Source organism: Mesorhizobium sp. L48C026A00 (genome assembly GCF_000502375.1).
In the GTDB taxonomy this organism is placed as follows: domain Bacteria; phylum Pseudomonadota; class Alphaproteobacteria; order Rhizobiales; family Rhizobiaceae; genus Mesorhizobium; species Mesorhizobium muleiense.
This window is the reverse complement of the sequence record NZ_AYWU01000013.1, coordinates 1-13,160: the sequence shown is the minus strand read 5'-3', so window position 1 is coordinate 13,160 and position 13,160 is coordinate 1. Positions and strand designations below refer to the sequence as shown.

The window sequence follows — 13,160 nt, the reverse complement described above, 5'->3', positions numbered from 1 at the left end:
CCAGTTTGAGGACGTGCCGCCGGAGACCTTCGCCGAGTTCCAAGCCGCCTTCGCCAAGGGCCGCTTCTTCAACGGCCATATCCGAAATCACTTCCGCTACCGTCTAGTTGGACCCGCGGTCGACTGAGCAGCATCAGCGGACGATCTCTCTTTTGGCAGGGATGCGGCTCATTCGTCGCGGCCGTCCGGCCAGCTTTTGCGAGGGTAAGGTCGGACATCGGAACGAAAGGCGGATTCGCGAATTTCTACTGCTAGATAATCGGAATCGTCGCCCATGAGGCTCGCGACCCTCCACCTTGAAACTGCGAGATACGGCGATGTATATCGCGCGGAAAGGCTCGCTCGGTTGAGGCAGCAAATGATCCGGCACATCAAGCGCACTGACGCCTCGGCTCAAAAAGTCGAGCAAGCGCTGGCTAGTTTGGCCGAAGCAAACGCACCCATGGACCGGCTCGCGCGGCATCAGTAGGGCCGCGCTCATGCGCGCCTCCGCATCGGCACGATGTACGGCGGGTTGTTCGGTTGCTGCATGTGGCGTTCTCACCACATCCGTTTCGTGATGCCTGTCCTTAGCCACCTGGGGCCGCAGAATTGTAGACATGTGGACACGACCGCACGTCCATATGTCATCATCTATCGGTGTTGGGGCCACTCAAGCGTCCGCTGTTAGACTAGGCGACACCCTGTAGATTGGAACGACACCCTGGAGATTCGAAACATGGCGCTCAAGCGGATGGACAACGTAGGAATCGTCGTCGAAGATCTCGGAGGCACGATCGATTTCTTTCGCGAACTCGGCCTCGAGCTCGAAGGGCGGTCCACGATCGAAGGAGAATGGGCCGGACGTGTCACTGGACTGGGCGATCAGCGTGTCGAGATTGCCATGCTGCGCACACCGGACGGCCACAGCCGGCTCGAGCTCTCCCGCTTCCTCACGCCGCCTGTCGTCGCAGATCACCGGAACGCCCCGGTCAACGCCNGGCTACCTCCGCGTCATGTTCGCCGTGGACGACATCGACGAGACGCTTGAAAGGCTCCGCACGCGCGGCGCGCAGCTCGAAGGCGAAGTAGTCCAGTATAAAGACGCGTATCGGCTCTGCTACATCCGTGGGCCTGAAGGGCTCCTCATCGGACTAGCCCAAGAACTCAGCTGAGCGCAATACGAAGACAAATGGCGAAGAGTGACCAATGCCAGCGAGCGCGTCCGAGGCCGACCCGCCTGTTCGACGTCCATCCCTCCACGGTCGGCCGCGCTACACGCATGCAATTATCGANCATCGGACTCGCCCAAGAACTCAGCTGAGCGCAATACGAAGACAAATGGCGAAGAGTGACCAATGCCAGCGAGCGCGTCCGAGGCCGACCCGCCTGTTCGACGTCCATCCCTCCACGGTCGGCCGCGCTACACGCATGCAATTATCGAAACGTGGGCATGCTGCCACGAAACGGCGCCTCGCGCCTTTGCTCGACCGCATCGACGTCCTGGATCTTGGCGGCGGTTAAGGCCTGCATGGCCGTTCGCGTCGGGCAGCGGCGCCCTGAATTCACGACGATGATGCAACCACCGCCACGTCTTCGCGTTTAACCGCCTTCACTCCTGGGGAGCGACGAAAATGACGGCGTTTGTCCCGATTACAATCTACCTGAATCACAGGCCGATGGTGGTCGCGTCGATAGCCGACGCTGCGAAAGCGCTTCAGCAACCATGGCCATTCATGGACAAGCCGTCCCGGCTTGAAGCAATCCGAATGATCGAGGAATGCCTGGCCGGACATTGCAGTCACCAAGCTGCGTTCGCCGCCTTCGAGGCGGCTGCAACGGAACAGGGACTTCATAAGCAGAAGCCCCCAAGCGAAGGCCTCAAGAAATTCGACGGGGTTGCTGAAGATCTGATGTGAGATGATGCCCGCCCTCGCCACCTTGGAACCGCTGACAGGCCTCGCCCGGGCGGACTTGGTCAGCCGGGATTGCGGACCACCCGCCAAATCGAGGAATGGCGTTGGTCTCTTGCTGCGCATTCCCTAGCTAACGACCATTCCAATTGCCAGGAACGCGATGGAGACGGCGAAGACCGGAGCGAGTAACCAGCGGGCTCGGTGGACGCTATTTCCATGGGCTCTTCCAGTGAACTCACAGTGAGCAACGACTAGGGGCAGCCGCGGTTCCGGATGGTGCGATGTCCAGTCTGTTACGCGAACAGGTGAGACTTGGGTCCTGTCTGGGATCGGCCCGAAGCTCCAGCCAAAGGAACTTTTGCAGCTGCCGCGGGTTCGGTGAGTAGCGCAAAGACGATGCTGTTCGGCGCGACAGGACTCACATAGGAGGCAAATATGAAAATGCGACTTTCCACTGCAGCCGCGGGATTTCTGCTGCTGGCAGGTATCGGCGCTGCCGCCGCTCAGGACGTAGTCATCGAGCCTGAACAGGAGACCGTCATCAGGGAATATGTGAAGAAGCAGCCGCTCGCATCGGTGAAGGTCCCTGGTATAGAGCTCAATATCGGCTCAACGCTGCCCGAGACGGTCGAGCTTCATGAAGTTCCCGACACCAAATACCGTTACGTGGTGGTCGACAACCGGACCGTTGTCGTTGATCCAGGCACACGCAAGATCATCAAAGTCATCGAGTGACCTAAGCGACTGGGAGCACAGCCCGCCGTGCCGAAAGGTATAGCAGGACACTAAATCTGGAAGTCGCTCTTCCAACAGACCATTGCCTGTCCTCTCCCGTAGGCAATGGTCTGTCGGCTCATGGGGTAACTTGCGGCCAACCCAACGCATTGGGGCTGCAACGGTTTCGCGTGGCAATGCCGGGTCTCGTTATCGGTCAATCTCATTGCTGCTTTCGCTCTCGTTCTCTTTCAATCTCTTCAGGTTCCTCTTTGTCGAACTTGACCGTCTCGCTATCAGCCTTGCCGACGGCGCAAAGCAGTTCGTCCGTCTTGGCGTGAAGGGCCTGAGTATAGGGATGTTCGGCGCGCTGGATGAAAAGAGTCATGGCCCGTGTCGCTAGCGTCGCAATCGAATGCCAATCGAGGCTGCGTGCGTCATAGACAAGCCAAAGCCCGGCATAGGCCAGGAAAATTTAAAAAACGCCTGCGGGCGCGACGTCAGCGTGCCAATGTGTGTGATGGTGCCCCGAACTGGGTGGTTTGCCATGTGCAAGACCTCCTACGCATCTTCATAGGACAGCAGCTCATGCTCTGGCTCGTAGTGATGAAGCGCCTGGCCCAAGATCGCGCATATCGAAATCTTGCCGGCGAATAGGACAGCGCTCGAGATGCTCCGCTTCGGGCTTGATCGGCCGGTCGTGATCTTTACCCTGTAGCTGGTGGCCTCGCTGTTTCTCATTTCCGCTCACGCAGCGCCCTCGCGGCTTCTGTCAGAGCGGCCCGGTTGTTGCCGTTGCTTTGATAAGTAGGCGGACTTGGTCTGCCGAAATGCCATTCTGCTGGGCAAAATGCTCGATCTCGTAGTCGTCACCGGCGGACACGCGGTCGCGGAAATCTCGCTTGCTCATGTCATCGCCCATATCGTCCTCCTGTGAGCTTCGAATCAATTGCAACGCCGGCAAACCGATTTCGTTGCCGCGGGCCTGCGGGATCAAGTTCTGTTCACACGGGAGAATGCCAGCACTGCCGGACCTCACTTTGTTTCGGAACCGATTGGAAACGGGGATATTGATTCAAATCGAAGCGTCTGGAGTCCAAGTGCATGCTTCCCGAGCCTGGCATTGGCCGGCTGTCGTTTATTGAATTCCAAATGCCCACGCTGGTCGAGATGCCGCCCAAGGGCGATGGATGGATTCACGAAATCAAATACGATGGTTATCGGACCCAGCTGATCATCCAGCGGGGCAAGGCGCAGGCCTTCACCCGAAGGGGCTTCGACTGGACCGACCGATACGGCCCGATTGTCGGTGCCGCGGCTGAGCTGAAAGCAAAGCGCGCAATCATCGATGGCGAGGCGACTGTATTAGGCGCTACCGGCCTTCCTGACTTTCAGGCACTACGCCGCGAGCTTGGAAAAGCTGAGTCAACGAAGCTGATCTTCCACGCTTTCGATCTGCTTCACCTCAACGGCAAGAATCTGCGGGACGCTCCGCTGCTGGAACGCAAGCGCGCCTTGCAACGTCTCTTGAGAGGCGCGCCGCCGGCGCTGGTCTATGTCGATCATTATGAGGGCGACGGCCCGACAGTGTTCGAGCACGCCTGCGAAATGGGCCTGGAGGGGATCGTGTCGAAGCGTGCAGATTCCCGCTACCGCTCCGGCCGGCAGGAGAGTTGGCTCAAGCTCAAATGCATCAAGAGCGACAACTTTCCGATCGTTGCCTTCGTCGAGAAGCTGGGGGCGAAGCCGCGCAGGATTGCCTCGCTTTATCTCGGCCGCCGCGAAGGGAATCGCGTCCACTATGCCGGCAAGGCGCAAAGCGGCTACAGCCTGCGCGATGCACGCGAAGTGCGCGAACGATTGGACCCACTGATTGTGGCGAAATCTCCACTCTCGGAACCGATAGACAAGCCCAAGGCAACTTGGGTGCACCCAGCAGTCGAGGCCGAAATCCAATATAGCGGGATCACCGATGACGGACTGCTGCGTGAGGCGGTGTTCAAGGGGCTGCGCGATGATCTGAGCCCACCAGCCCGCGCGCCGCCTTTAGGCCGCAAGCGGCCGCCGTCCGATGAAAGTTTCGGCGTGCCGCCCGAAAACATTCTGCAATTGCTGCCCGACGCCGTCGTGCCCTCGAAAGAGGATCTGATCGGATATTGGACGAAGGTAGCGAGGAAGGCGCTCGTCCACCTTGGCCGACGCCCGCTCAAGCTGGTTCGCCACTCCCACGGCGTCACGTTCTATCACAAGGGCAGATTGCCCAAAGTTCCGGATGCCGTGCATCAGCTGCGAGTTCAGAAACGCGAAGGTGGCGAAGGTGTGAGGCTGTGGGTCGATGACCTTGATGGGCTTCTTGGCTTGGTGGAAATGGGCGTTGTCGAATTGCACCCATGGAACGCCACCATTGATGATATCGAGCATGCCGACCACCTCGTAATAGATCTGGATCCTGGCGAAGGAGTCGAATGGGGGCTAGTTGCCGGCACGGCTTTGGCGCTCCGCGATATGCTGCGTTCAGCAGGACTCGACAGCTGGCCGAAGGTGACTGGCGGCAAAGGCGTGCATGTGATGGCGCCGCTGAACGCTGCGATCACCCACGATGCGGCCAGGCAGTATGCACGCAGGCTGTCGCAGCAGCTGGTCAACAACTATCCCGATCGCTACCTGTTGGCGGCTGCGCCGTCCGCCCGCGTAGGGCGGATCTTCCTGGATTATCTCCGAAATGGGCGAGGAAACACGGCGGTCGGTGCGTATTCGCCAAGGGCCGGACCACACTTTCCGATAGCAGCTCCCGTAACCTGGAGCCAGGTCGAAAAGGGAATTCTGCCAGACGCGTTCACGCTGCAAAGCCCATTTCGACCGACGCCGCAGACAAGCCTGCGGAAAGCGGGTCGCGCTCGTGCCAATTTTTCAGATCGCCCGACGTGAAGGAAGACCAGAGACTCTATAATCAGTCGGCGGATCTGGAGATCGTGGCTCGACCAACGCCAATCTTCCGCACGCGTCAAAGTGGATTGGAATAGGGTCACAGATTGTCCCCGAAAACCGCTCCTCCGGACCCGAAATGAAGGCAAGTAGATAGTCCTGGTCACCATGTGTAAGAAGGCGCCCGGCATATATCTCGCAGTCGGATGTGCCGTATAGGAATGGACCGTCCGCCGGTTTCCATGGCCCCAAGGGATGATCGGCAGCAAGATAGTGGATGCCCGCTACCGGCTCTCCCGGATAGTTGCGTTTGAATTCTTCCGACCAACATTGTGAATGTGTGCAGAAGAGGGAGAACCATTTGTCGCCCCGCTGGAAGACTTGGGGGACCTCGATTTCCCCGAAAGATCCGACATAAACCGGAGGCTGAAGCTGCCAATTTACAAGATCGTGCGAATGGGCAACGCCAATTGCACCAGAGGCATTGGTATCCGATGGCATCGGCGATCGGGCCGTGAAATACATCAGCCAGCCAGAGCCCTCGGGGTCACGTATCACCCAAGGATCCCGCAGCGAGCAGTCCTTCCAGCGCCGCGGAACGCAACCCTCGTAATACTCGGCATTCTCACCGGTGCGCTCGAGCGCAAGGCCCCGCCTTCTCCAATGGACTAGATCGGCGCTACTCGCGCGTCCGATTCGTTGTATCTTGCCCTCTTCAGCGCGTGATGTCCCGGTATAGAAGAGGGTCCATGAATTCCTGTCGTTCCGCACAATGCAGCCGGTCCAGATCGTCAGATCATCAAAAGACGGAGTTTTGCTCGGCCGGAAAACCGTTCCCCGATACGTCCATTTGCGCAGGTCAGGACTTGTGGCAAGGCCCCAGGTGACATTCCAGTGTCGCAGTTCGGGATTCCCTAGCGAGCGATCGGCCTGCAGAAAGAAGGCATGCCAGAGTCCCTGATCATCCCGGCAATACCAGCTGTCCCATATCCATTTTCCTTCGACGGTCAACATTGGATGCCTCTGACGTCGCATTGCCAACCACTGCTGAAAGAAAACCATCAGCGCGCGCTAACGTTCCGCTTCAAGGCTTACGGCCGGGGAGGCAACCCGACTAATCTTGATTCCAAATATCGTGCGAACTTGGTTTCGGACTTGGTTGCCCAACGCGCGGTTCAGGTTGACCTTGTCGGCGGCCTGTCTGCCGGCCTTTAGGCGTCGGTCGCTACGCCGGCCGATGCCCGACACACCAGCCGTATTTCGGGATGGGTTCGAGCTCTTCCAGGCGGTCGTTCAGGCACCGGACCAGGCCGACCTGGAACGATCGGGTCAGGTGCCGACGGCGAAGCGATCCCCGATAGGCGCGCCTCTGCTTGAAGCGCCGGCTTTCGACGTCGCGGTAGCGGGGTCGGTCCACCTTCACGCGGTGGACCGGGACGCAAGTTTAGGTCGTTGCAGACCCGCGTTCAGGACGATCTGGCGATTTTCTAACTACCGTCATAGGACCCAAAAGGGGAGAAACCTAGCAGGCCCGCGCCGAACCAAGGTGTGAGCGTTATGGCGTTCACCTCGATACGCAAACGGAATACGATCCGGAACGCAGAACCCTCTCGGCGTGGTTCGTGGCCAGCGGTAAATGTTAGCAGTCTGAGGACGTGCCGCCGGAGACCTTCGCCGCGTTCAAAGCCGCCATTGTGAATGCCGCTACTTCAAGACCACATCCGCAATCCCTTCCGATCCGGTGTGGTTACGACCGGCGACGGTGCCGGATGACATCGTATGGACCAAGCGCGTCATTCAGGCTGGTGGCGACGCTATGTGGTGGTAGAAGACTCGTCCGACGACCCCGGCAAACGATCGCGAATGGCTTCCTCAGTTCTGTTTGCGGTCGATTCCACAACTTTGCCGACCTTGCCTGCTAGGGTGCCTGCATCTCCACCCGAGCCTTGCCGGTCGGTCTCTTCCTTGACCGTTTCGTAGGCCTCGGCGGCAACTTGCTTTGCTTGCTCCAGGCCCGTTTCGAAAACCTCCTCCGCACTGTCGCGAATTTTGTCGCGGTAGGCGCCAAGTTGCTCGTCCTCTGTGGCTGTGTGGGGCAGCATCACCCCGATGGCAGTGCCCAGCGCAAGGCCGACTGCGGCGATAGCCAGCGGTTCGCGCTCGAAGAGGTCTTGTGCCGATTGGCGCGTCCGAGCCGCTATCTCGCTGGCGCTTGAGCCGAGCTGTCCGGCGGTTTTTGTCATCCTCTCCTTGGCGCCCGTTGCAGCGTTTGCTGCAGCTTCGGCCGCGTCGCTTGCTGCTGATGTAACCGAACCGGCGGTATCGGAGAGCATCGCCCCGATTCCGGACCCTTCGTTGCCCTGGCTGAAATCATCGCCGCGCAAGTTAGAGAAAGCGTCACGAGCCGTGCCTGTCCGATAGGCGGCGGCAGCTGAGTTGGTTGCCGACGTGCCGTTGCCGAGCATCAGCCAGGCCAGGCCGGCTCCAATCAACGTCAATGGCAACGGGTTGTCCCTGACTTGCGACTTGAAATTGCCAAGCATGGCAGATCCCTCGCCACCGGCGAACATCCCGGTAAATTCGTCGATCAATTGACCCGGTGTCATCTTGCTGCGGATCGAATCGGCGGTGTCTGCTATTTTGGCACGNGGTAAATTCGTCGATCAATTGACCCGGTGTCATCTTGCTGCGGATCGAATCGGCGGTGTCTGCTATTTTGGCACGGGCGATGTCGGCATCGCGCTCGAGCTCGGCTGCGGATTTTTCGCTCATCTTATTTGATCCTTGATCACGCGCGCGTCGCGCTTGAGTTGGTCTTGTGTGCGATCAGGCGTCAGCTCGGAAGGAGCCATGCTTTTCGTGCCGGAGCGCAAGAGAATGATCCCCAGTATCGCGACGACGATCCCGACCAGCAGCGAGGACCATCCCGCTCCCAGGCCGGCACTCGCCAGGGCGATTACGAGTGCTTGCAAAAGCACCATCAAGGCCGCGAGAAGGCATATGGCGCCGGCCAGAACCTCGGCTGCGCCTGCGCCGGCCTTGCTGATTTTCTCCGACATTTCGGCCCGCAACAGCCTACTTTCGGTTTGAAGCAGGCTTGTGACCTGCTGTGCCAGATCGCTGACGAGGGTTGCGAGGCCGCGACTTTCCTGATTGTTGGTCATGGGTTCTGCTCCAGGCTTGCGCCTGCCAAATCCCTGTCGTCTCTGGGCTGATCGAAGGGGGGCGGCGTAGTGTCAGGTGCCTCTGCCGATCGCGTAGCGGACTGATCCGAGTTCGAAACCGTTTCTGGACCCCCGTCTGTTTGCGATCGACTCGGTGTCTCGGTGCGGGCAGATGGCGGCGTGCTCTTGATAAACCGCCCCAGCGCCAAGCCTGCCAATACTGAGCCGGCTATCAGCGCCCCTGAGTTTTCGCGGCCGAAAGACCGCATCTCGCCAAGAACATCTTCGAATGGTTTGTCCTTCAACGAAGATGAAAGGCGTTCAAGCGAGCCGGCGGCATCGAGGGTGAACTTCGAAGCGGTCCGTTGATTGTTATTGGCCAGATGCTCGCTTGCTGCTCGCAAGGCTCCGCTAAAGGCCTTCAGGTTGGAGCTGATATCGCGCTGTGTTCCCTCGGCTTTGTCGAACAACGCCTGCTTCGCTTCAGCAGCGTAGTCGCCCGCCTTCCTGGCGAGTTCGTCGCGAGCGTCGTGTAGCGCCTCTGTCGCGGTCTGCGTTTCCTGCTGGAACCGTTCGGACAGTTCGCTTTTGGCTGTTTCGAAATCGGCCGGCTTACGGCCCTGATCGTCTTCGCGCTGCATGGTATCTCCTAATGGAATCCGAGGAAGGAGAGGATCGCAAGCACGACGACGACAAGGCCGATGAGATAAATGACACTGTTCATGGTGGCAATCTCCTCCATTGCCTAACGAACTTGGCGGGGGCAAACAGGTTCCATCACTTCCAGCTAAATTAGCAGTAAGAATTCGGTGCCATAACCGGCGTGCCTCGCATGGACTTTTAGCGACAGCGCGCCCATGGCGTGGGTCCAAGGGAACATCCAAATGAACCAGGGCATCAATAGGCCCCTCCGAAAGCTGATCTGTTCAAGATGGCTGCCGGGAACCAGCCTCCGCAAGACACGTTGCTGAGTCACCGAACTTCTCAAAAAGGATGCTTGCTATGGCGAAAGAGATACCTCGCGAGGAAGAGCAACGCGGGACAGGAAGGGTCCTCATGTGGGGCGCCGTGATCACCGCTGTGCTTTTTGTTGCCCTACTGGCCACATTCGTCCTCGGGCCACTCTGATCTGAGATACTCACCGCCCTAACCTCTGGAGCTTGTTCCTGCGGCGGACCAAAGCTGCCGGCCGGCGCCTACCAGGCAACGCCCGCTGCTCACAGAGCATTATTAGCTGACGCTAATGTTGCGCTTCAAGGGGCTTTTGGCCGGGGAGGCAGCGACCTGCGGGACGGGGTGTCGTGGTCACCGCCGGGTATCGACTGTGCTTTGCAGGCGATCGGAACTAACGGTCTGTGGCGGCGTTGCGATGGCAGTAAGACAATGCTGACCAACGGAGACAGACATGACAGACTCCAAGGAACGTCTGGTGCAGTGGCTTCGCGACGCTCACGCCATGGAAGAACAAGCCGAGACCATGTTGAGCGGCCAAATCGAGCGTCTCGAAAACTATCCCGAGATTCGCGACCGGATGAACATGCATCTCGAAGAAACGAGGCAACAGGCAAAACGTCTTGAACAATGCCTCGATCGGATCGGCGACGGATCTTCGACGCTGAAGGACGCCGGCGGTAAGCTAATCGCCATCGGACAGAACATCAGCGGCATGTTTGCAGGCGACGAGGTGATGAAAGGATCACTGGCTAGCTACACATTCGAACATATGGAAATCGCCAGCTACAAAATGCTCATTGCCGCAGCCGGCGAGGTCGGCGACTCCGAGACCCAAAGAGCGTGTAAAGAAAACCTCCGCGAAGAAGAGGCGATGGCAGATTGGCTGGAAAACCAACTCGGCACGGTCACCAGCGAGTTCCTCAGACGCGACGAGCGGGATGCTGACATCGCGAAACGGTGACATGCTTAAAGTCTTGCCATCGCGTTGTAGAAATCCTTCGGCGGCACGAGGCTGATCGACGTCAACCCGGTAGGGCATCAGACGCGAAGGGATGGCGGATTGGTTGACGTTCTAAAAGAAACCGCTCCCTCTCGGCGCGATGTTCGAAGCAGAACCTGCGCGAGGCTTGCCAGGCCTCGCGAAAATCCCAGCCGAATGGTTTGTGCAGCCAGGATGTTCGCACGCATGGCTGATTCCCGGGCGCTATGACCTGTTCTGGCCGTGGGAGCCTGAATCTCGTCGCACATCACCTTCATCGTATGGGAATGGATACGCGTCGATGTCAAGGGCTGCGCTTGTCGATCTGTGCCAACCAATTCCGTTGAAGGAATCTGCAGCGATCACGAGAGCCTTGCGTGTCAAGTGGTTGAACGATTTCAATGGGATAAACTGGTGCTGCGAGAGAGGATTGAACTCTCGACCTCTCCCTTACCAAGGGAGTGCTCTACCACTGAGCTACCGCAGCCGCTGATGGCGGGGCTTCTGCCATATCGAACCGGCAAGCGCAAGGCCAAGTGCAAGCCATCTGTGAAAGCCCGCTCCGACGGCTTTTGCGGACATGGCAGCGCCACAATGTTGGCTATCCCTGAATAGCGGGTCAGCCGGGACGGAACCATGAACGACAAGGCAATTCCATCTGACAAGGAGGGTCCACCCGACAAGGAGGGCCCATCTGACAAGGGCGGGCCGTCGACAAAAGCTGACCGCAAGACCCGGCTCGCCGAGCAATTGCGCGCCAATCTGCAGAAGCGCAAGGCGCAGTCGCGCTCGCGACGCACTGGCGGGGCAGACAAGCGGCCGGACGGGCTCGAAAGGCAAAAGGAATGACCTATTATCGACAGCCACGGCGCGGGAATCCTGTTTCTTGAACCAAGCCGGCCAATGGTTTAGACGGGCCGGGGTCTAGACCGGCCACAACAGACTCAACCGATTAAACCGGCCTTTCGGCCGAGGGGACGCTCTTCCATGGATCGCATCAGAATTGTCGGCGGCAACAAGCTTGCCGGAAGCATCCCGATCTCGGGCGCGAAGAACGCCGCGCTGCCGCTGATGATCGCTTCGCTGCTCACCGACGACACGCTGACGCTGGAAAACGTGCCGCATCTGGCCGATGTCGAGCAGTTGATCCGCATCCTCGGCAATCATGGCGTCGACTACTCGGTCAACGGACGCCGCGAAAAGCAGCAGGAGGGCTATTCGCGCACCGTCACTTTCTCCGCCCGCAACATCGTCGATACAACGGCCCCCTACGAACTGGTGTCGAAGATGCGCGCCTCGTTCTGGGTGATCGGCCCGCTGCTTGCCCGCATGGGCGAGGCCAAGGTGTCGCTGCCCGGCGGCTGCGCCATCGGCACGCGGCCGGTCGATCTTTTCCTGGAAGGCCTCCAGGCGCTGGGCGCCGATATCGACGTCGACACCGGCTATGTCATCGCCAAGACCAGGAACGGCCGTCTTGTCGGCAATCGCTACGTCTTCCCGAAAGTGTCGGTCGGCGCCACCCATGTGCTGATGATGGCGGCGTCCCTGGCCAAGGGCGAGACGGTGCTCGAAAACGCCGCCCGCGAGCCCGAGATCGTCAACCTCGCCGAATGCCTCAACGCCATGGGCGCCAGGATTTCCGGCGCCGGCACCGCGACCATCACCATCGACGGCGTCGAGGCGCTGTCGGGCGCGCGCGTCCGGGTGATACCCGACCGCATCGAGACCGGCACCTATGCGATGGCCGTCGCCATGACCGGCGGCGACGTCGTGCTCGAAGGCGCGCGGGCGGACCTGCTGCAGACCGCGCTCGACGTGATTTCCCAAACCGGCGCCGAGATCACGCAGACCAATTCCGGTATCCGAGTCAGGCGCAATGGCGCCGGCATTGCGCCGGTTGACGTGACGACAGCGCCCTTCCCGGCGTTCCCGACCGACCTGCAGGCGCAGTTCATGGGCCTGATGACGATGGCCAAGGGCAAGTCGCGCATCACCGAGACGATCTTCGAAAACCGCTTCATGCACGTCCAGGAACTTGCCCGGCTCGGCGCCCACATAACACTGTCCGGCCAGACGGCGATCGTCGACGGCGTGCCGAAGCTGAAGGGCGCCCCGGTGATGGCGACCGATCTTCGCGCTTCGGTGTCGCTGGTCATCGCCGGCCTGGCGGCCGAAGGCGAGACCACGGTCAACCGGGTCTATCATCTCGACCGCGGTTTTGAGCGGCTGGAAGAAAAGCTGTCCGGCTGCGGCGCGGAGATCGAGCGGATTTCGGGGTAGAGGTAACGGCCTGAGGTCGGCGCTGCCCCTCATCTGCCTGCCGGCATCTTCTCCCCGTATAGTGACGGGGAGAAGGGGCTGGCCGCGACCTCGGCGCCCTTTCTGCAACGCCGGATATTGGCGAAATCCTTGCGAAGGCGTCCCTCTCCCCGCCACTATGCGGGGAGAGGATGGCGGTGTCCGAACCGGATAGATAGGTAACAGAATGGACTGATTGCATGGGTGACAGTTTTCTCCTTCGCCGGGAGG

At 59.7% G+C, this 13,160-nt stretch carries 13 protein-coding genes, 1 tRNA gene and 1 pseudogene; 8 read left to right on the top strand and 7 right to left on the bottom strand.

The genetic code is table 11. The features are described from left to right. The first annotated feature begins 13 nt into the window (after positions 1-13). From X738_RS87160 to X738_RS62610, 4 genes and pseudogenes are all read left to right on the top strand, one after another. On the top strand, positions 14-127 hold the full coding sequence (locus X738_RS87160) for a KTSC domain-containing protein (RefSeq protein ID WP_245277702.1): 114 nt from the start codon (positions 14-16) through the stop codon (positions 125-127). A gap of 591 nt (positions 128-718) precedes the next feature. Continuing rightward, positions 719-1,154 (top strand): annotated as a pseudogene (locus tag X738_RS62615) (VOC family protein). Between the two features lie 459 nt (positions 1,155-1,613). After that, the gene (locus X738_RS0142045; RefSeq protein WP_051407857.1) at positions 1,614-1,898 is read left to right on the top strand and encodes a DUF982 domain-containing protein; all 285 of its coding nucleotides are present in this window, start codon (positions 1,614-1,616) and stop codon (positions 1,896-1,898) included. Positions 1,899-2,330: 432 nt separating this feature from the next. After that, positions 2,331-2,630 carry a DUF1236 domain-containing protein gene (locus X738_RS62610; RefSeq protein WP_023800251.1) on the top strand — a complete coding sequence of 100 codons (300 nt, stop codon included), beginning with the start codon at positions 2,331-2,333 and terminating at the stop codon, positions 2,628-2,630. Positions 2,631-2,832: 202 nt separating this feature from the next. Here X738_RS62610 and X738_RS88750 read toward each other — a convergent pair whose 3' ends face one another. Both X738_RS88750 and X738_RS0142035 read right to left on the bottom strand, forming a co-directional pair. Further along, on the bottom strand, positions 2,833-2,997 hold the full coding sequence (locus tag X738_RS88750) for a hypothetical protein (protein ID WP_306454965.1): 165 nt from the start codon (positions 2,995-2,997) through the stop codon (positions 2,833-2,835). A gap of 384 nt (positions 2,998-3,381) precedes the next feature. After that, positions 3,382-3,606 carry a DUF3606 domain-containing protein gene (locus tag X738_RS0142035; RefSeq protein WP_031255395.1) on the bottom strand — a complete coding sequence of 75 codons (225 nt, stop codon included), beginning with the start codon at positions 3,604-3,606 and terminating at the stop codon, positions 3,382-3,384. 107 nt (positions 3,607-3,713) lie between these two features. Here X738_RS0142035 and ligD point away from each other — a divergent pair, with 107 nt between their 5' ends. Beyond that, positions 3,714-5,537 (top strand): DNA ligase D, encoded by a 1,824-nt coding sequence (ligD, locus tag X738_RS62595; RefSeq protein ID WP_023800249.1) that lies wholly within the window; start codon positions 3,714-3,716, stop codon positions 5,535-5,537. Here ligD and X738_RS82790 read toward each other — a convergent pair. The 4 genes from X738_RS82790 to X738_RS62575 form a co-directional block, all read right to left on the bottom strand. After that, positions 5,520-6,548: a glycoside hydrolase family 68 protein gene (locus X738_RS82790; protein ID WP_084833761.1), complete on the bottom strand. Its 1,029-nt coding sequence runs from the start codon at positions 6,546-6,548 to the stop codon at positions 5,520-5,522. The two genes, ligD and X738_RS82790, sit on opposite strands and share 18 nt — an antisense overlap. An 800-nt stretch (positions 6,549-7,348) precedes the next feature. Then, the gene (locus X738_RS62585; RefSeq protein ID WP_023800247.1) at positions 7,349-8,125 is read right to left on the bottom strand and encodes a hypothetical protein; all 777 of its coding nucleotides are present in this window, start codon (positions 8,123-8,125) and stop codon (positions 7,349-7,351) included. Positions 8,126-8,302: 177 nt separating this feature from the next. Continuing rightward, on the bottom strand, positions 8,303-8,698 hold the full coding sequence (locus tag X738_RS62580; protein WP_023800246.1) for a phage holin family protein: 396 nt from the start codon (positions 8,696-8,698) through the stop codon (positions 8,303-8,305). Next, a complete protein-coding gene (locus tag X738_RS62575) occupies positions 8,695-9,339 on the bottom strand; it encodes a hypothetical protein (protein WP_023800245.1) in 645 nt (214 codons plus the stop codon). The genes X738_RS62580 and X738_RS62575 overlap by 4 nt, the downstream gene beginning before the upstream one ends. 764 nt (positions 9,340-10,103) lie before the next feature. On the opposite strand from X738_RS62575, the gene X738_RS62565 reads away from it, so the two are divergent. Continuing rightward, a complete protein-coding gene (locus X738_RS62565) occupies positions 10,104-10,613 on the top strand; it encodes a ferritin-like domain-containing protein (RefSeq protein ID WP_023800241.1) in 510 nt (169 codons plus the stop codon). A gap of 430 nt (positions 10,614-11,043) precedes the next feature. Here the strand turns inward: X738_RS62565 and X738_RS62560 are convergent. Next, a tRNA-Thr gene (locus tag X738_RS62560) sits at positions 11,044-11,118 on the bottom strand. Between the two features lie 149 nt (positions 11,119-11,267). Here X738_RS62560 and X738_RS0142020 point away from each other — a divergent pair. Beyond that, positions 11,268-11,480 carry a hypothetical protein gene (locus X738_RS0142020; RefSeq protein WP_031255389.1) on the top strand — a complete coding sequence of 71 codons (213 nt, stop codon included), beginning with the start codon at positions 11,268-11,270 and terminating at the stop codon, positions 11,478-11,480. Positions 11,481-11,618: 138 nt separating this feature from the next. Further along, entirely contained in the window at positions 11,619-12,911 is a 1,293-nt protein-coding gene (gene murA, locus X738_RS62555; protein WP_023800240.1) for a UDP-N-acetylglucosamine 1-carboxyvinyltransferase, read from the top strand. The last annotated feature ends 249 nt before the right edge of the window (positions 12,912-13,160 follow it).